Annotated in this window: 16 protein-coding genes; 14 read left to right on the top strand and 2 right to left on the bottom strand. The window is 66.6% G+C overall.

Features of this window, described 5'->3' with window-relative positions; translation table 11 throughout:
* Window positions 1-201: 201 nt before the first annotated feature.
* The 4 genes from L8K25_RS08540 (at window position 202) to L8K25_RS08525 (ending at window position 6,560) form a co-directional block, all read left to right on the top strand.
* Window positions 202-1,233, top strand: a complete 1,032-nt coding sequence (locus tag L8K25_RS08540) for a quinone-dependent dihydroorotate dehydrogenase (RefSeq protein ID WP_242138449.1) — start codon at window positions 202-204, stop codon at window positions 1,231-1,233.
* A gap of 567 nt (window positions 1,234-1,800) precedes the next feature.
* A complete protein-coding gene (gene ggt, locus L8K25_RS08535) occupies window positions 1,801-3,561 on the top strand; it encodes a gamma-glutamyltransferase (protein WP_242138448.1) in 1,761 nt (586 codons plus the stop codon).
* Between the two features lie 53 nt (window positions 3,562-3,614).
* Window positions 3,615-5,399 carry an AMP-dependent synthetase/ligase gene (locus tag L8K25_RS08530; RefSeq protein ID WP_242138447.1) on the top strand — a complete coding sequence of 595 codons (1,785 nt, stop codon included), beginning with the start codon at window positions 3,615-3,617 and terminating at the stop codon, window positions 5,397-5,399.
* Between the two features lie 99 nt (window positions 5,400-5,498).
* On the top strand, window positions 5,499-6,560 hold the full coding sequence (locus tag L8K25_RS08525; protein WP_242138446.1) for an SMP-30/gluconolactonase/LRE family protein: 1,062 nt from the start codon (window positions 5,499-5,501) through the stop codon (window positions 6,558-6,560).
* A gap of 279 nt (window positions 6,561-6,839) precedes the next feature.
* Here the strand turns inward: L8K25_RS08525 and L8K25_RS08520 are convergent, their stop codons facing one another.
* A complete protein-coding gene (locus L8K25_RS08520) occupies window positions 6,840-9,746 on the bottom strand; it encodes a M16 family metallopeptidase (protein ID WP_242138445.1) in 2,907 nt (968 codons plus the stop codon).
* Window positions 9,747-9,884: 138 nt separating this feature from the next.
* Between L8K25_RS08520 and L8K25_RS08515 the strand changes: the two genes are divergently transcribed.
* The 8 genes from L8K25_RS08515 (at window position 9,885) to miaB (ending at window position 15,617) form a co-directional block, all read left to right on the top strand.
* Window positions 9,885-10,457 carry a NifU family protein gene (locus tag L8K25_RS08515; protein WP_242138749.1) on the top strand — a complete coding sequence of 191 codons (573 nt, stop codon included), beginning with the start codon at window positions 9,885-9,887 and terminating at the stop codon, window positions 10,455-10,457.
* A complete protein-coding gene (locus tag L8K25_RS08510; protein ID WP_242138444.1) occupies window positions 10,457-11,047 on the top strand; it encodes a malonic semialdehyde reductase in 591 nt (196 codons plus the stop codon). Before L8K25_RS08515 ends, L8K25_RS08510 begins: the two co-directional genes overlap by 1 nt.
* Before the next feature lie 4 nt (window positions 11,048-11,051).
* Window positions 11,052-11,699 carry a tRNA (adenosine(37)-N6)-threonylcarbamoyltransferase complex dimerization subunit type 1 TsaB gene (gene tsaB / locus L8K25_RS08505; RefSeq protein ID WP_242138443.1) on the top strand — a complete coding sequence of 216 codons (648 nt, stop codon included), beginning with the start codon at window positions 11,052-11,054 and terminating at the stop codon, window positions 11,697-11,699.
* A complete protein-coding gene (locus L8K25_RS08500; RefSeq protein WP_242138442.1) occupies window positions 11,696-12,166 on the top strand; it encodes a GNAT family N-acetyltransferase in 471 nt (156 codons plus the stop codon). The genes tsaB and L8K25_RS08500 overlap by 4 nt, the downstream gene beginning before the upstream one ends.
* Before the next feature lie 111 nt (window positions 12,167-12,277).
* Window positions 12,278-12,700, top strand: a complete 423-nt coding sequence (locus L8K25_RS08495; RefSeq protein ID WP_242138441.1) for a MucR family transcriptional regulator — start codon at window positions 12,278-12,280, stop codon at window positions 12,698-12,700.
* A gap of 92 nt (window positions 12,701-12,792) precedes the next feature.
* The gene (locus L8K25_RS08490; RefSeq protein WP_242138440.1) at window positions 12,793-13,215 is read left to right on the top strand and encodes a Fur family transcriptional regulator; all 423 of its coding nucleotides are present in this window, start codon (window positions 12,793-12,795) and stop codon (window positions 13,213-13,215) included.
* Entirely contained in the window at window positions 13,199-14,143 is a 945-nt protein-coding gene (locus L8K25_RS08485) for a lysophospholipid acyltransferase family protein (RefSeq protein ID WP_242138439.1), read from the top strand. The genes L8K25_RS08490 and L8K25_RS08485 overlap by 17 nt, the downstream gene beginning before the upstream one ends.
* A 145-nt stretch (window positions 14,144-14,288) precedes the next feature.
* The gene (miaB, locus tag L8K25_RS08480; protein ID WP_277923320.1) at window positions 14,289-15,617 is read left to right on the top strand and encodes a tRNA (N6-isopentenyl adenosine(37)-C2)-methylthiotransferase MiaB; all 1,329 of its coding nucleotides are present in this window, start codon (window positions 14,289-14,291) and stop codon (window positions 15,615-15,617) included.
* On the opposite strand, the gene L8K25_RS08475 is transcribed toward miaB, so the two are convergent.
* Window positions 15,610-16,128 (bottom strand): PilZ domain-containing protein, encoded by a 519-nt coding sequence (locus L8K25_RS08475; protein ID WP_242138438.1) that lies wholly within the window; start codon window positions 16,126-16,128, stop codon window positions 15,610-15,612. The two genes, miaB and L8K25_RS08475, sit on opposite strands and share 8 nt — an antisense overlap.
* A gap of 201 nt (window positions 16,129-16,329) precedes the next feature.
* On the opposite strand from L8K25_RS08475, the gene L8K25_RS08470 reads away from it, so the two are divergent.
* Together L8K25_RS08470 and L8K25_RS08465 are read left to right on the top strand one after the other, a co-directional pair.
* Window positions 16,330-16,479 (top strand): hypothetical protein, encoded by a 150-nt coding sequence (locus L8K25_RS08470; RefSeq protein ID WP_242138437.1) that lies wholly within the window; start codon window positions 16,330-16,332, stop codon window positions 16,477-16,479.
* 200 nt (window positions 16,480-16,679) lie between these two features.
* Entirely contained in the window at window positions 16,680-17,681 is a 1,002-nt protein-coding gene (locus L8K25_RS08465; protein WP_242138436.1) for a PhoH family protein, read from the top strand.
* Window positions 17,682-17,729 lie beyond the last annotated feature (48 nt).

The following is a 17,729-nucleotide window of genomic DNA, read 5'->3' as shown; positions in this document are numbered from 1 at the left end:
GGGGGTGCTGGGTGAGTCGGTCAAGCCCTCTGTCTATGAGTCGCGACACGCTTGCGGCCGTCACCCTGAACTTGTTTCAGGGTCCACCGCGCCACTATTCCGGTCCGTGCCCGTAGTGCGGTGGATGCTGAAACGAGTTCAGCATGACGAAGGGGTACGCAGCGCTTTGACGCAGGCCGGCACCAGTGTCATCAGGCGCTCATGCTGTTCCCCCTCCTCCGCCCCGCGCTGTTCGCGCTCGATGCCGAACAGGCGCACGGCCTGACGATCACGCTGCTGGCCCGCTTCCCGCGCACCGCCCCGAAAAGCGCCGCGATCCTGCGGACCACCATCGCCGGGCTCGATTTCGCCAACCCGCTCGGCCTCGCCGCCGGGGTCGACAAGAATGGCGAGGCGATCGACGGCTTCTTCGGGCTTGGCTTCGGCAGCGTCGAGATCGGCACGCTGACTCCGCTCCCGCAAGCAGGCAACCCGCGCCCGCGGCTGTTCCGGCTGGTCGAGGACAAGGCCGTCATCAACCGCATGGGCTTCAACAACGGCGGGATCCACGCCGCCCTCCCCCGCGCAGCAGCGGCGAGGCGGCGCGGCGTGCTCGGCATCAACGTCGGCGCGAACAAGGATGCGCCCGACCGGATCGCGGATTACGCCCACGGCGTCGCGGCGGCGGCACCGATCGCGGACTATATCACGGTCAACATCTCGTCCCCCAACACGCCGGGCCTGCGCGATCTCCAGCATGGCCGTGAACTGACCGACCTGCTCGCCGCCGCCGACGAAGCACGCCGGATCGGCAAGACACCCCGTCTGTTTCTGAAAGTCGCGCCAGACCTCGACCCGTCCGCGATCGACGCGATCGCGCGCGCGGCGATCGAGCATCATGTCGATGCGCTGATCGTCAGCAACACGACGATCTCGCGCCCCGATTTGCGCTCGGCCAATGCCGGCGAAACGGGCGGTCTGTCGGGTGCACCGCTTGCGCCGCTCGCCCGCCAGCGGTTGCGCGATTTCCGCACGGCGACCGGGAGCGCGATGCCGCTCATCTCGGCGGGCGGGATCGACAGCGCGGACGAAGCCTATGCCCGCATCCGCGCGGGGGCGAGCCTGGTGCAATTGTATAGTGCGCTGGTTTTCCATGGGCCGGGGCTGGCGCAACGCATTCTGCGCGGGCTGGTAGACGCGTTGCAGCGGGACGGGTTCGCGAGTGTTACGGCGGCAGTGGGGGCCGACGGCTGAGGGGCGCGGTGCTCCTGCGCAGGCAGGAGCCCAGGGTTAGGGGCGTAGCGTTCGCAACTCTGGATTCCTGCTTTCGCAGGAAAACCGAACACGATTGAGCGGAAGCGCGCACCTCGTAGCGGCTTCTCTTTGCGTCTTTGCGGCTTCGTGTGATCCAGCTTTGCTTCTTCCAGGCCCTATCGGCGCGGTGCAGCGGGACAGGTTGGCGAGCGTGGCGGCGGCGGTGGGGGCCGACGGCTGAGGTTCGCCGTGCTCCTGAACAGGCAGGAGCCCAGGGTAAAGGGCGTAGCGTTCGCAACTCTGGATTCCTGCTTTCGCAGGAAAACCAAACAAGATTGAGCGGAAGCGCGCACCTCTAGCGGCTTCTCTTTGCGGCTTTGCGGCTTTGCGCGATCAATCCTTCCTTCTTCCCGGCCCCGCCCCGCGCTGCACCCGCGCGAACCTGCGGCCGTCGAACGCGCACCCCGGTGGATGCTGAAACGAGTTCAGCATGACGGGGGATGGGGAAGCGCGCCGTACCGAAACCCCAACCTTGCCTGACCATCAAAGCGCGCTACGGTCCCGCGGATGTACAAGCCGTTCGTAACCCTCGCCCTCCTGCTGCTCGCTCCCACCGTCGCCGACGCGCGGCGGACCGATCCCAAACCTGCCGCGACCCAGGCCGGAACCGGCATGGTCAGCGCCGCCGACCCGCGCGCCGCCGCCGCTGGCGTCGAGATCCTCAAAGCCGGCGGCAGCGCGACCGATGCCGCGATCGCGACGATGCTCGCGCTCAACGTGGTCGAGCCGCAAAATTCGGGGATCGGCGGCGGCAGCTTCATGATTCATCACGATGCCGCCGCCAACGCGACGACCAGCTTCGACGGCCGCGAAGCCGCCCCTGCCGCCGCCGATGCGCGCTGGTTCTATGGCAAGGACGGCCAGCCCCTCCCCTTCACGCAAGCGGTCCCCGGCGGGCGCAGCGTCGGCGTGCCGGGCAACCTGCGGATGATGGCGCTCGCGCACAAGCGCTACGGCGTGCTTCCCTGGGCGCGGCTGTTCGCGCCCGCGATCAAGCTCGCGCAGCTCGGCTTCACGGTCACGCCGCGGCTCCACAACGGGCTCGCCAATTTCGGCGACCGGCTCGATCCCGCCGCGCACGCGCGCTTCTTCCCCGTCGGCAACGAACCCGTCGCGGTCGGCACGATCTTCCGCAACCCCGCGCAAGCCGCGCTGTTCGCGAAGATCGCCAAGCAGGGTCCGGATGCCTTCTACAAGGGGCCGGTCGCGCAGCGGATCGTGAAGGCGGTCAACACCTCGCCGCGCAACCCCTCGAAAATGACGCTCGCCGACCTCGCCGGTTACCGCGCGAAGGAACGCGCGCCGATCTGCGGCACGTACCGCGTCTACAGGATCTGCGGCATGGGCCCGCCGGGATCGGGCGGGGTCGCGGTGCTGATGATCCTCAAACAGCTCGAACGCTTCGACATGGCAGGCCTCGGCAAGACCAGTCCGGTCGCGTGGCATCTGCTGGCCGAGTCCGAACGCCTCGCCTACGCCGATCGCGACATGTACCTCGGCGATCCCGAGAAGGTCGACGTCCCCGCCAAGGGCCTGCTCGACCCCGCCTATCTCGCGCAGCGCTCCGCGCTGATCGCGACCGACCGCACGATGCCGAGCATCAGCGCGGGCACGCCCCCCGGCGCGCCGCCGCGTCAGCTCGCCCCCAACGCCGACGTCCCCGGCACGAGCGATCTCGTCACGGTCGACCGGCGCGGCAATGTCGCCGAAGTCACCACCACGATCGAAAGCTATTTCGGCTCAGGCCTCTCGGTCGATGGCGTGCAGCTCAACAACGAGCTGACCGACTTCGATTTCGTCCCCGAGAAGAACGGCAACCTCGTCGCCAACCGCGTCGCCGGGGGCAAGCGCCCGCGCAGCTCGATGTCGCCGACGATCGTCTATAACCCCGACGGTTCGGTCCGCATTGCGATCGGCGCGGCGGGTGGCTCGACGATCATCGCGCAAGTATCCAAGGCGCTGATCGCGGTGCTCGACTGGAAGATGAGCGCGCAGGATGCGATCGGGCTCGGTTTGCTATATGCTCCGGGCCAGACCGCGGCGGCGGAAAAGGGCACGCAACTCGACGCGATGATCCCGGCGCTCCGCGCGCTCGGCGAACGCGTGGTGAGCACGCCGCTCGGGCTGAAGGCGAATGCGATCGAACGCGTGGATGGCCGCTGGGTCGGTGCGGCCGATCCGCGCAGCGAAGGCGTCGCGATCGGTGAGGACGGCCGCAGGACCGAGATCGTCCGGGTCGGCGCGCTCGCCAACCGCCCGCCCGAATAAGCCGCCCGAAGTATCACGCGCAGTCGAACACGACGCGCCAAAGGGAGAGACCGATGCGTACTCTTGAAACCTTCCCCAACCTCGTCGCGATGTTCCTCGCGCGCGTGACCGAGCAAGCCGATGCGCCGTTCCTGTGGCACAAGGCGGGCGGGGCGTGGCGCTCGCGCAGCTGGACGCAGACCGCGCGCGAGATCGCGAGCCTGGCGGCGGCGCTGAAGGCGATCGGGCTGGTGCCCGGCGACCGCGTCATGCTGGTGAGCGAGAACCGCCCCGAATGGTGCATCGCCGATCTCGCGATCATGGCGGCGGGGTGCATCACCGTGCCGACCTACACGACCAATACCGAGCGCGACCACACGCATATCATCGAAAATTCCGGCGCCAAGGCGGTGATCGTCTCGACCGCGAAGCTTGCGAAGACTTTGCTCCCCGCCGCGATCCGCGCGTCGACCGCGAAGATCGTGATCAGCATCGAAGATTTCCGCAGCGGCCAGCAGGGCGCGCTCGAGTTCCATCATTGGGACAAATTGCTCGCGGACCATGCCGCCGAACCGTCGACGATCCACACCACCGCGACCCGCGACGATACCGCGTGCATCATCTACACCAGCGGCACCGGTGGCGCGCCGCGCGGGGTGATGCAACATCACGGCGCGATCCTCCACAATGTGTTCGGTTGCTGCACGATCATCTCGGAGGATTTCGGCTGGGACGACGAGATCTTCCTGTCGTTCCTGCCGCTCAGCCACGCCTATGAACATAGCGGCGGGCAGTTCCTCCCGATCGCGCTGGGCGCGCAGATCTATTATTCCGAAGGCCTCGACAAGCTCGCCGCGAATATCGAGGAAGTCCGCCCGACGATGATGGTGGTCGTGCCGCGGCTGTTCGAATTGCTCCGTGCGCGCATTTCCAAGGCGGTCGAGAAACAGGGCAAGCTCTCGACCTATCTGCTCGGGCGGGCCGAGGCGCTCGGGAGCAAGCGGGCGGCGGGCAAGGCCGGGCTGCTCGACAAGCCGATGGACTTGCTGCTGGCGGCGACGCTCAGGCCCAAGATCCAGAAGCGCTTCGGCGGGCGGATCAAGGCGATGGTTTCGGGCGGGGCGCCGCTGACGCCCGAGGTCGGCACCTTCTTCGACGCGATCGGGATCACCGTGCTGCAGGGCTATGGCCAGACCGAGTCCGCGCCGGTCATCTCGTGCAACCGCCCCAAGGTCGGGATCAAGATGGACACGGTCGGCCCGCCGCTCGCCAATACCGAAGTGCGGATCGCGGAAGATGGCGAGATCCTGGTGCGCGGCGAGCTCGTGATGAAGGGCTATTGGCGCAACGACGCCGAGACGGCGCGGGTGTTGAAAGACGGTTGGTTGCACACCGGCGACATCGGGGTGATCGACGCCAAGGGGCGGATCCAGATCACCGATCGCAAGAAGGACATCATCGTCAACGACAAGGGCGAGAATGTCGCGCCGCAGAAGGTCGAGGGGATGCTGACGCTGCAACCCGAGATCTCGCAGGCGATGCTGTTCGGCGACCGGCGGCCGTACATGGTCGCGGTGATCGTCCCCGATCCCGAATGGACGCAGCAATGGTGCGCGCGGAATGGCGATGCGTGCAACTTCAAGCGGCTCGCGGAGAACAGCGAATATCGCACCGCGCTCGGCCATGCGGTGGAGCGCGTGAATGCCGAACTGTCGCTGACCGAGCGGATCCGGCGCTTCGTGCTGGCGGACGAACCGTTCGCCATCGAGAATGAGCAGCTGACCCCGTCGCTCAAGATCCGGCGGCATGTGCTGAAACAGGTGTACGGCGCGCGGCTGGAGGGACTGTACAAGGCGTAACCGCGCCGCGCGGTTGCGCCATCGCCACGATCGCTGGACGGGACGGCGCGGTGGTGCGACGATAGCGATACCATCCGCCAGCTCCGGGAACCGCCGATCGTGTCGCACCACACCCTAGCCTTCGCCGATACGCATTGCGCGGGCGAGCCGACGCGCCGCACGCTCATCGCAGGGATGACCGCGCTTGTGGTGGCGCCCGCCTTCCCGGTGGCGGCGCTGGCTGTGGACGCCGCGCCCGGGATCGAGCGCCTGTCCCCCGCCGCCGACCGTTATCTCGCGCCCGGCACGACGATCGAGACGATCGCCACCGGGATCCGCTGGGCGGAAGGGCCGGTGTGGGTTCCCGCGCTCACCGCGCTGCTGTTCTCGGACCCGCCCGCCAATCTGATGCGGCGGTGGACGCGATCGGGGGGTGTTGCGCCGTTCCTGACGCCGTCGGGTGCCGCCGATGCCGACCCGAAGACGATCCGCGAGGCGGGATCGAACGGCCTCGCGCTCGCGGCGGATGGCGCGCTGCTGATCGCGGACAGCGGCAGCCGCGCACTGATGCGCTATGATTTCGCGAGCCGGAAGCGCACCGTGCTGGTCGATCGCTATCGTGGCAAGCGGTTCAACAGCCCGAACGACCTCCACATCGCGCGCTCGGGCGCGGTCTATTTCACCGATCCGCCCTATGGCCTCGTCGACGGCGACACCTCGCCGCTGCGCGAACTTCCGCATAACGGCGTCTATCGCTGGACGCGCGGTGGGGAGACGGTGCTGATCGACGGGACGCTCACCCGCCCCAACGGGGTCGCCTTGTCGCCCGACGAGCGCAAGCTGTACGTCTCGGTGTCGGACGACAAGGCGCCGCGGATCATGGTCTACGATCTCGACGCGCGCGGATTGCCGACCGCGCGGCGGGTGTTCCTCGATGCGGGCACGATGCACGGTCCCGGCCTTCCCGACGGCATGAAGGTCGCCGCGGACGGGACGCTGTTCTGCAGCGCGCCGGGGGGCTTCTACCTGATGACTCCCGAGGCCGAACCGATCGCGCGGATCGCCAATGGCGGCCCGATCGCGAACGGCGCCTTCGGCGAGGGGGGACGGACGCTGTTCCTGACCGCGAACGACCGCGTGCTGCGGGTCCCGCTGGCACGGTCGGCGACCACGCGGGGGTAGCGTGACGACGGTTCGACCGAAGTGGGGAGCGGTTTTCTTCTAGCCGCCGTCACCCTGAACGCGTTTCAGGGTCCACCGCGCAGCAAGTCCGGTCAGCCTCTGTCGCGCGGTGGATGCTGAAACAAGTTCAGCATGACGGCAGGGGGGGGGGAAGACGTCGCTCAAAACCACCGTCACCCTGAACTCGTTTCAGGGTCCACCGTGCTACAAGTCCTGTCCGTGCCCGTTGCGCGATGGATGCTGAAACGAGTTCAGCATGACGGAAGGCAGAAGAAGCCGTCACTTCGCCTTTGGCACCACCTGCATCGTCCAGTCCTTGTCCGGCCGCAGATACTTGACCGCCGTTTCCTGCAACTGCGCCGCGGTCATCGAGGAGATGTCGCTGTACAGATGCATCAGCGCGACGATCCTCGCCGGATCATAGACTGCGCCGTCCAGCTGGTTCATCCAGAACTGGTTGCCGGTCGACTGGCGCATGATCGCCTGCTGCATCGGGCCGATCGTGCGCTTCAGTTCGTCCTCGTCGATCGGCTTGGACACCAGCTCGGCCGCAATCTCGCGCGACAGCTTGAAGAACAGCGGCACGTTCGCCGGCGCGACCTGCCCGATCGCGACGATCCGCCCGCCGCCGGGCTGCCCCACCGGCCAGTTGCTCGACACGTTCGGGCTGTAGCTCGCACCCGCCTGCGACCGCAGCCGATCGAACAGGCGATCGCTGAAGATCGCCGCCAGCACGTCCAGACGCCGCGCGTCGGTCAGACCCGCGACACCGCTCCCCGTCGGCCAGGCGATGACCGCCGCCGCCTGGTTCTCGGGGCCATCGTGCGTGCGCACGACCGGCGTCAGGTTATGCGCCGGGAACCGAACCGGGGGCGGGGCGACATTGACCGGTGCCGCACGCGGCGGCAGGGCGCCGAGCGTCTTCTGGACCGCTGCGATGGCGGCGTCGGCCTTGATGTCACCGAACACCATGACCTCGACCGGCCCCGTCTTCAGCAGCGGCTCCCAAAGACCGCGGAAGCTCGCGGGCGACGTCGCCTCGATCGCCGCCTGGCTCGGGGTGCCCCAGCGCGGGTCACCATCGTGCAGCAGCCGCTCGAGATCACGCTGCAACACGCCGTCCGGCGACGAATTGTAACCCGGGAACGCCGAAATCGCGACGCTGCGCGCGCGCGCCAGCGGGGCGGGATCCCAACCCGGTGCGGACAGCGCCGCCGCCATCAGGCGCAGCTGATCGGACAGGTCGGCCGGCGATGTCAGCGCATTATAGGTGAACGCGTCTTCATCGATGCCGAAATCCAGCCCGATCCGGCGCCCCGAGGTCAAAGCGTCGAGATCGCCTTGCTTGAGCTTGCCGATGCCGCCCGCAGTGAGGGCGAGGTCGGCCGCCCAAGCGGGCGACTCCTTGTCGGCCGGCAGCGCGTTATATCCCCCGCCGAAGCGGACGCGGACATAGACGCGACTGTCCTCCGACGTGGTGGGATAGACCAGCACGCGGACGCCGTTCGACAGCGTATATTCCTGCATGTCGAACGGCTTGATCGGCGTCGTCGACGTGATCGTGGCGGGCGCGCCGAGCTTGGGAAGCTGATCGAACGAGACGTTCCCCTGGCGCAGTCGCTTGCCCGCCAGCCCCTTGACGTCGGCCTTCAGCGCATTGGCGAGCGACGCCTCGATCCCCTGCTCGGCGGTCGGGGTCGAGATCAGCGCGCGCGGTGGCGTGCCCTGGAACAGGCGGCGCGTCGATTCCAGGATCTTGGCGGGCGCGAAGAAACCCTTGGCCACGGCATCCTCGAACACCTTCTGGATCACGTCGGGGGAGGTCGTCGTCTCGCGGATGTCGACCGCCTGCACCATGTCGTCGGCTTCCTTCGCCCCGGCTTCGGCACGATAGGTGTCGACCTGCGTGCGGAACTGGACGCGCTGCTCGGCGAGTTCGCGCTCGACCTCGGCCTTGGTCGGCGGGGAGGTTTGCGCATCGGCAATCACCGCCCGCACGTCCTTGACCGCGGGCGCCCACGCGTTGCCCACCGGCAGGATCGTGACGAACGTCCCGTTGGCGGAGCGCGACGGATCGTCCAGCCGCACCGCGGCCGCGATAAAGCTGCCACCCGAGCGTGCGCGTGTCTCCAGCCGACGGTTGATGATCGCGAGGCCCAGGAAGTCGACCAGCCGCTTCTGGTTGAAGATCACCGTATCGTCATTGTAATGCCAAGGCCGCAGGATCGCCATCTCGATCCGCGCGGCAATCCCTGGCTCGACCACCGCCTTGGTCGTCGATTGCTTGGGATCGGGCTTGCCGAAATCGGGATCCGCCGGGGCCGGACCGATGCCGCGCCAGTCACCGAAATTCTTCGCGACCATCGCTTCGAGCTGGGCCGGGTCGAAATCCCCCGCGACGACGACGACCGCGCGTTCGGGGCGATACCAGCGATCGTGGAACGCCTTGACGCTGTCCGCGGTCGCCGCCTCCAGTTCCTTGACATGCCCGATCGGCGAACGGTCGGCGAGTGGCTGCCCGGCGAAGAAGGTGGCGTTCAGCGCGTTGACGAAGCGCACCTGCGGTCCGGGCGCCTCCCGCTGCTCGGCAAGCACGGCGGGCCGTTCCGCGCCGAGCGCCAGCGTCGTGATGTTGGGACGCGAGACCATGCCGGCCAGGATCTTGAGACTCTCGTCGATCCCGCCCGCAGTCGCGCTGGGCAGGTCGAGCTTGTAGACGGTCTGCGTCGTGGTCGTCTGCGCGTTGGTATCCGACCCGAAGGTCGTTCCCATCCGCTGCCAGATCCGCTTCGCCTCGCCGTCCGGCACATATTGCGAGCCGCGGAACGACAGGTGCTCGATCATGTGGGCAAAGCCGCGCTCGGGATCGGTCTCGTACAGCGAACCGACGTCCATCCGCACGCGCACGGCGATCTGCCCGGGCGGCACGCCGTTCTTGCGCACGGCATAGCGCAGACCGTTCTTGAGCGTTCCGAACCGCCACGCCGCATCCGGCGTGATGTCACTGCCCTTGTAGAGCCACGCATCGCGGTTCGCGATCGCAGCCTCGCCCGCCTCTGCGATGGCGGCGGCGCTTGCGGGGTGCACGGACGACGGCGTCGTCGAGGGCGCCGGCGCGGTCGCGGCAGGACCGCTCTGCTGGGGTGCTGCACCGATGATGAGGGACGACAGAAGGGCGAGGCGCATCTTGCGCTGAAGCGAAGTCATGGTTCGACGATAGCGGCGGAATCCCGCCACCGCCAGCATTCAGGCGGATCGCGCAAACGGCCAGATCGGCCGCGATCATCCCTTGCGATCCGTGCAGCAGCGCGCCACATGACAAGCATGTTGATCGAAACCGAAACCACGCCCAACCCGGCCACGCTCAAATTCCTGCCCAACCGGACGGTGATGGCGGCGGGCACGCGCGACTTTGCCGCTCCCGAAGAGGCAGAAGCGTCGCCGCTTGCCGAAGCCCTTTTCGGGCTCGGGGATGTGACCGGCGTGTTTTTCGGCAGCGACTTCATCTCCGTCACCGCCGCAGCGGGTACGGACTGGAGTGTGCTCAAGCCTGACGTGCTCGGTCTGATACTCGACCATTTCAGTGCCGACATGCCGCTGTTCCGGGCTGGGTCGGCAGCCGGGATCGCGGTCGCCAGCGACAGCGGCTTTGCCGACGATCCCGAAGACGCCGACATCGTCGCGCAGATCAAGGACCTGATCGAGACGCGGATCCGCCCGGCGGTCGCCAATGACGGCGGCGACATCGTCTATCGCGGCTTCGAAAAGGGGAAGGTCTATCTCGCGATGCAGGGCGCTTGCGCCGGCTGTCCGTCGTCGAGCGCCACGCTCAAGAACGGGATCGAGCAATTGCTGCGCTATTATGTCCCCGAAGTCACCGAAGTGCGCGCAATCTGATGCCAATGCTCGACGACGCGGCGCTCGACCAGATCTTCCGTACCGCCCGCACCTACAACGGTTACACCGACGCCACGGTCAGCCGCGACGATGTCCGCGCGATCTGGGACCTGATGAAATGGGCGCCGACCTCGGCGAACCAGATGCCGGCGCGCATGATATGGTGTACGACCGATGCCGCCAAGGCGAAGCTCGCCGACTGCGTTTCCGCGCAAAATGCGCCCAAGATCCTGAAGGCACCGGTCAGCGTCATCATCGGGATGGATCGCGACTTCCACGAACATCTCCCGACGCTGTTCCCGCATGTCGATGCCAAGGCTTGGTTCGACGGGAACGCCGAATTGCGTGCGGCTTCGGCATTTCGCAACTCGTCGCTGCAGGGCGCCTATTTCATCATCGCGGCACGCGCGCTCGGGCTCGATATGGGGCCGATGTCGGGGTTTGACGGCGGCAAGATCGACACCGCGTTCTTCGCCGAAACGCCTAGCGTGACGGTCAACTTCATTTCCACGCTCGGCCATGGCGACCCCGCGACGATCTTCGATCGCTCGCCCCGGCCGGACTTCGAGACGTTCAACACGATCGTCTGATCGCATGCGCACGCTTGTCATCGAGACCGCGACCGCTGCCTGCTCGGTCGCGTTGATCGCTCAGCAGCGCGTGATCGCGCGCCGCCACGAAGTGGTCGGGCGCGGCCACGCCGAACGCCTGATCGCCATGATCGCGGAACTGCCCGACGGTGGTCGGGCACCGTGCATTCTGGTCGATTGCGGTCCGGGCAGCTTCACCGGCATCCGCGTCGGCATCGCCGCTGCCCGCGGTCTTGCGCTCGGGTGGGGCGCATCGCTGCATGGCTATTCGTCGCTGGCGCTGATCGCTGCGGCGGCGTTTGACAGCACAACGGGGTGTTCCGATCTTGCGGTGGTGCTGGAAGGCGGGCATGGCGAAGTCTTCATGCAAGGCTTCGCCGCCCCTCTTCGCGCGACCGCCCCCTTTACTTCGCTTCGTCCCGAAGCGGCGCTGGCGGCAGTGTCCGCCGACCTGCCGCTCTTCGGGAACGGCGTCCGCTTCATGACCGCGCTCGATGCCAGCCGTATGTCGACCGACATGCTGCCCGACGCGGCCCACGCCACGCTGTTGCCGTCCCAATTCGCAACATTGTCGCCGGTACCGATCTATGGACGCGCGCCCGATGCCAAGCCGGCGGCACGCAAGATCGACCTAGCGGGACGATCGACATGAGTACGATGCTGCGCGTCGACCTGCGCGGCGGCGTTGTCGCGGACCTGCCGATCGTCGATCGTATGATGCAGGCAGCGTTCGATCCGCGCTTCGGCGAAGCCTGGACGCACAACCAGGTCCTGGGGCTGCTCGCCATGCCCGGCGTCTGGTTGACGATCGCCACGCTGGGCGGCGAACCTTCCGGATTTGCCCTGTCCCGTCGTGTCTTAGACGAAGCGGAACTGTTGTTGCTGGCGACGGTTCCGGCGTTTCGGCGGCGTGGTGTCGCGGCTGCGTTGTTACGATCGGTGGTCGCCGATGCGACAAGTCAGGGCGCGCGAACCGTCCACCTCGAAGTGCGTAGTGGTAACGACGCGATCAAACTGTACCGGTCGGCAGGATTCGAGAAAGTCGGCGAACGTCATCAATACTATCGAGGACCGGCTGGTCAGGCATTCGATGCGCTGACATATCGACGCGATCTATAATGACGTATCGGTCATCTTCGTAATTGATCCTTGCATTCGAATCAGTGCAGGGCGATAGCCCGCATGTGCCACGGACTGTAATCGTGCGCACTATAGTGTGAAAGGATTCCAATGGACATCAACAGCGAGCTTCAGGACACCCTGATCACGCTTACCGCCGACATCGTCGCGGCCCACGTCAGCAACAACAGCGTCGCGGTCTCCGACCTTCCAGTGCTCATTTCCAATGTGCATGGTGCTTTGACGTCGCTCGGTGGCCCTGCCCCCGTCGCCGAAGTTCGCCAGGAGCCGGCGGTTTCGGTACGCTCTTCGATCAAGCCCGATTTCATCGTGTGCCTGGAGGACGGCAAGAAGCTGAAGATGCTGAAGCGTCACCTCATGACGCATTATCAGATGACGCCCGAGCAATATCGCGCGAAGTGGAATCTTCCGGCCGACTATCCGATGGTTGCACCCAACTATGCGGAACAGCGCCGGACCTTGGCCAAGAAGATCGGCCTGGGCACCAAGCGTCGCAAGCCGGTCGGTCGCTGATCGTCCCGCACAAGCCCTTCCCGGTGCGGGAAGGGCTTGTTGCGACTCACTATCCTCTTTCGCAATAAAGCGAAGACGCCTACATCGGGCCCATGCCCCGCCATATCGACCTTGAAGCCTTGTGCGCCGAAAAAGGCCTGCGCATCACCGACCAGCGTCGCGTGATCGCCCGCGTCCTGTCCGATGCCGAAGACCATCCCGATGTGGAGAAGGTGTATGAACGCGCCTCTGCAATCGATCCCGGCATTTCGATCGCGACAGTCTATCGTACCGTCCGCTTGTTCGAAGAAGCCGGCATTCTGGATCGGCACGATTTCGGGGACGGCCGCGCGCGCTACGAACCCGCGCCCGAGGCGCATCATGACCATCTGATCGACGTCGAAACCGGCAAGGTGATCGAATTCGTCGACCCGGAGCTGGAACAATTGCAAAAGGCGATCGCCGAGCGGCTGGGCTTCCGACTGGTCGACCACCGCATGGAATTGTACGGCGTCGCGCTTGACCGCAAGGGCTGAAGCCGCCGCCGCCCGCGCGGCTGCGCGGGCCGATGCGGCGGCCGGACGGCCGCCCCCGATCAGCTGGCTCGGCTGGGTCCGCCTGTGGACGCGGGTGACGCTGCTCGCCTTGTCCCTGCTGGTCACCATTCCGCTGCATTATCTCTGGCGCTTCGTACGCCTGTCGTCGCCCTGGCCGCGGCTGTTCCTCGGGACGGCCGCGCGGATCTGCGGCGCGCGCGTGCGGGTCGTCGGCGTACCGTTGAAGCGCGACGTCTTCTATATTTCCAACCATGTCAGCTGGGTGGACATCTGCGCGATCGCCGGGGCCAGCGGGACCGCGTTCGTCGCCAAGGCGGAAATCCGGGAAGCCCCGGTCGTCGGCTGGCTGGCGACGCTCAACCGCACCGTGTTCGTCGCACGCGAGGATCGCCTGGGAGTCGCCGAACAGATCAACGCGCTGCGCGAGACGCTTGCCGAGAACTGGTCGGTCACCGTATTTCCCGAAGGCACGACGACCGACGGTCGCTCGCTGCTGCCCTTCAAGACCTCGATGCTCAAGGTGCTCGAACCCCCGCCCCCCGGCGTGATGGTCCAGCCGGTGCTGCTCGATTACGGGCCGGTCGGTGCGGACATCGCCTGGATCGGCGAGGAAAGCGGCAAGGCCAATGCGGTTCGCCTGCTCGCGCGGGCCGAGCGGTTTCGCGTCGCGGTGCACTTCCTCGAACCCTTCTATCCGCGGGACTATCCGGGTCGAAAGGCGATCGCGGCGGAGAGCAAGCGGCGCATCGAGGCAGCGCTGTCGGTCGTGATGTGCGGGCCGGTACCGCCGTTCATCGGCCACGACGTCTGGGCTGGCAAGGGCGAGACCCTGCCCGCGGCGCTGGAGATCAAGGACCATCCCGCCGCGCGCGCCGGCGAGGCCAACGGCGTGAAGCGGACGGGGTGACGCGGGCGCCCCGGGTGTAAATCCGCGCCACCGCCGCGCGAATCCGGGGCGGCAAAAAGGAAACGGTCGCCCCCGCCCCGTTGCAAGATCCGGCAGCAACCGAGGGGTTCATCCCCTGTCCGTTCTCGCCTATAGCGACCGCGACATGACCCCTGCCCCCAAGATTCCGCACAAAGCCCCAAAGACCTTCGCGGTCAAATCGTTCGGCTGCCAGATGAACGTCTATGACGGCGATCGCATGGCCGAACTGATGGCCGCACAAGGACTGACGCAGGCGGACCCGGCGGATGCCGATCTCGTCGTCCTCAACACCTGCCATATTCGCGAGCGCGCGACCGAGAAGGTCTATTCGGACATCGGACGGTTGCGCAAACACGGCAAGGACCCGATGATCGCAGTGGCCGGCTGCGTCGCGCAAGCCGAGGGTGCGGAAATCGTGCGTCGCGCCAAGGTGGACGTGGTCGTTGGCCCGCAGGCCTATCACAATCTTCCCGACCTGGTCGCACGGGCGGCGCGGGGCGAAGCCGCGCTCGACACGGACATGCCGGTCGACATGAAATTCGGGCATCTCCCCGCGCGCCGCCGGGTCCCGCCCAGCGCGTTCCTGACGGTGCAGGAAGGGTGCGACAAATTCTGCACGTATTGCGTCGTCCCCTATACCCGCGGGGCAGAGGTGAGCCGCACCTTCGGCCAGATCGTCGACGAGGCGAAGGCGCTGGTCGAAGCCGGCGCGCGGGAGATCACGCTGCTGGGGCAGAACGTCAACGCCTGGACCGATGGCGGCCAGGGCCTGCACGATCTGATCGCGACGCTGTCCGGAATCGATGCGTTGGCCCGGATCCGCTACACCACCAGCCATCCGAACGACATGACACAGGGGCTGATCGAGGCCCACCGCGATATCGCGAAGCTCATGCCGTTCCTCCATCTGCCGGTGCAGTCCGGCAGCGACCGCATTCTGAAAGCGATGAACCGTAGCCACAGCCGGGACTCGTACCTCCGCATCCTCGACCGGGTGCGCGCGGTCCGGCCGGACATCGCGCTCTCCGGTGATTTCATCGTGGGGTTCCCCGGCGAGACCGAGGCGGATTTTGCCGATACGCTGAGCCTGGTCGATGCCGTCGGCTATGCGCAGGCGTTCAGCTTCAAATATTCGCCACGCCCGGGCACGCCCGCAGCAACGATGGGGGAGCAGGTTCCCGCCGACGTCATGGACGAGCGGCTCCAGCGGCTCCAGGCCGCGCTCAATCGGGATCAGGCGGCGTTCAACGCCGCCAGTGTCGGACGGCGGTGCCAGTTGCTGGTCGAGCGCAAGGGCAAGCTGCCCGGGCAGATGCTCGGCAAATCGCCATGGCTGCAATCGGTCCATCTCGTCACCGACGCGAAGGTCGGCGATCTGGTGACGGTCGAGATCACGCAGGCCGGGCCGAATTCCGTATCGGGCACCGAGTCGGCCGGTCTCCCGATCAGCTGAGGACGGCCACCGCGGCGACCACGCCGGTCACCACCACGCCCCACAACGCCAGCGACGCACCGACGATGACGACCAGGCGCGTACGCATCGGCAGACGACGGAATTCGGGGTCCGCGTTCGCATCGCTTGCGCCGGTCGGCAGGGGATCGGCGCCCGTTGCGAACGGAACCACGGTCTGGACCGCACGCGCGGCCAGCACGGCTCCCTCGGACAGCGGCTGGTCGAAGGCACAGCCATATCGCTGCCCGTTGCGCCGCACGATTCGCGCGGAAACGCGCCCGATTCCAGCGATGCCGATGCTGATGTCGGACGGCACCGCAACCACGCCATCGACGACGATCAGGCATCCGGTGGTGGAAAGATCGACAACCTCGGCATCGATCGGTCGCGCGCGGTCGTCGCGGACAGTGGCGCCGGCATGGATCGGGCGACGCGGCGCCTGACGACCGCTGGGGCCCGGCTCCTGCAGGGCACCATCTTCCTGAAGAAAGAGTTGTGCAGTCAAAACCATGTACCGTTCTCCGAGAGGACACACGGCTGACACAAGAATACTAAGATTTCGTAACCCTCTTTCCTTCTTGGTCGGTAGTTTAACCTGAATTGATGATACGCTTCCCAAGCAGCTTTGGCCAGCGGCAACCTGACGTGTCGCGCCGGCCGCTCGCCGCACATGCTCTCGACAAGCAATCCGCTTTGGCGCACCATGGTGTCCATGCTTCCCGATCGCTCCTCGTCCGACCTCGCACCCGGCCAGTGGAAGCCAAATCCGCCCGCATTATGGGTGTACATTTTCATCGGCGCGGCGCGCATCATCGTGTCGGGGGTCGAGGTGGCGCTGACGCGCATCGGCGTCCGGCGCTGACACCGCGACGTCGATTGAACGCCTGCGCGTTTTTGTCTGTCACCGGTCACGACGGCGTGCCACACCGTCTCTCGGATGCAGCCCCGAACGATCCCGCCCCCCATCCTTGCCCGGCTGCCCATCGCTCCCCATGTTCGCGTTCCGTTCAGCGTCACCAGTCGTGATGCCTATCGTCCGCCTTTTCCCAGCAAAGGAATTGCATGAGCCGCAAGCCAGTCCCCGCGCAATCCGGCGACCGTAGCCGCACCGAGGTCGTGTTCGATCGCCCCCAGTTGATGGCGCAACTGTTCGGAGAGTTCGACCAGAACCTGCTCGCCCTGGAGAACAAACTGGGCGTCTATATCACCGCGCGCGGCAACAAGGTCGGACTGGAAGGCACTGCGGAATCGGTCGCGCAGGCCCGCGACGTGCTCCACGGCCTGTACAACCGGATCGCACGGGGCGAAGTCGTCGACCCGGGCCTGATCGACGCGGTCATCGCGATGTCGAGCGAGCCGACCCTGGCCGGAATCATCCAGGCCGATGCCAGCGGCGGCGCGGTTCCGCAGATCATGATCCGCACGCGCAAGAAGACGATCGTCCCGCGCACGATCGCCCAGGCGCATTACATGCGGCAGTTGCTCAACAACGACATCATCTTCGCGCTCGGGCCAGCGGGCACCGGCAAGACCTACATTGCGGTCGCGCAGGCGGTGGCGCAGCTGATCACCGGCAGCGTCCAGCGGCTGATCCTGTCCCGCCCGGCGGTGGAAGCGGGCGAGAAACTGGGCTTCCTGCCCGGTGACATGAAGGAGAAGGTCGATCCCTATCTCCGCCCGCTCTACGACGCGCTCAACGACTGCTTGCCCGCAGAACAGGTCGAGCGCCGCATCGCGAGCGGGGAGATCGAGATCGCGCCGATCGCGTTCATGCGCGGGCGGACGCTGGCGGATGCGTTCATCATCCTCGACGAAGCGCAGAACACGACGCCCGCGCAGATGAAGATGTTCCTGACGCGCTTCGGCGAGAACAGCCGGATGGTGGTGTGCGGCGATCCCAAGCAGACCGATCTTCCCGGCGGCATGAACGCGTCGGGGTTGAACGACGCGGTCGGGCGGCTCGAGGGAGTCGAGGGTCTGTCGATCTGCCGGTTCGGGTCGGGCGACGTGGTGCGCCATCCGATCGTCGGGCGGATCGTCGAAGCCTATGAGGGGGCGAGCTGACGAAGCCGTCACCCGGCAAAGGCCGGGGCCGCTGCGTTACCCGGGCGT

This window comes from Sphingomonas sp. TREG-RG-20F-R18-01 (assembly GCF_022662475.1).
Lineage (GTDB): Bacteria > Pseudomonadota > Alphaproteobacteria > Sphingomonadales > Sphingomonadaceae > Sphingomonas.
This window is presented reverse-complemented; position numbering and strand designations above follow the sequence as displayed.

Coding starts and splice junctions, on each gene's coding strand:
- ggt (WP_242138448.1), top strand. CDS start 1,801: ATGTACAAGCCGTTCGTAACCCTCGCCCTCCTGCTGCTCGCTCCCACC.
- L8K25_RS08520 (WP_242138445.1), bottom strand. CDS start 9,746: ATGCGCCTCGCCCTTCTGTCGTCCCTCATCATCGGTGCAGCACCCCAG.
- L8K25_RS08540 (WP_242138449.1), top strand. CDS start 202: ATGCTGTTCCCCCTCCTCCGCCCCGCGCTGTTCGCGCTCGATGCCGAA.
- L8K25_RS08495 (WP_242138441.1), top strand. CDS start 12,278: ATGGACATCAACAGCGAGCTTCAGGACACCCTGATCACGCTTACCGCC.
- L8K25_RS08515 (WP_242138749.1), top strand. CDS start 9,885: ATGTTGATCGAAACCGAAACCACGCCCAACCCGGCCACGCTCAAATTC.
- L8K25_RS08500 (WP_242138442.1), top strand. CDS start 11,696: ATGAGTACGATGCTGCGCGTCGACCTGCGCGGCGGCGTTGTCGCGGAC.
- L8K25_RS08475 (WP_242138438.1), bottom strand. CDS start 16,128: ATGGTTTTGACTGCACAACTCTTTCTTCAGGAAGATGGTGCCCTGCAG.
- L8K25_RS08510 (WP_242138444.1), top strand. CDS start 10,457: ATGCCAATGCTCGACGACGCGGCGCTCGACCAGATCTTCCGTACCGCC.
- L8K25_RS08490 (WP_242138440.1), top strand. CDS start 12,793: ATGCCCCGCCATATCGACCTTGAAGCCTTGTGCGCCGAAAAAGGCCTG.
- L8K25_RS08465 (WP_242138436.1), top strand. CDS start 16,680: ATGAGCCGCAAGCCAGTCCCCGCGCAATCCGGCGACCGTAGCCGCACC.
- tsaB (WP_242138443.1), top strand. CDS start 11,052: ATGCGCACGCTTGTCATCGAGACCGCGACCGCTGCCTGCTCGGTCGCG.
- L8K25_RS08470 (WP_242138437.1), top strand. CDS start 16,330: ATGCTTCCCGATCGCTCCTCGTCCGACCTCGCACCCGGCCAGTGGAAG.
- miaB (WP_277923320.1), top strand. CDS start 14,289: ATGACCCCTGCCCCCAAGATTCCGCACAAAGCCCCAAAGACCTTCGCG.
- L8K25_RS08530 (WP_242138447.1), top strand. CDS start 3,615: ATGCGTACTCTTGAAACCTTCCCCAACCTCGTCGCGATGTTCCTCGCG.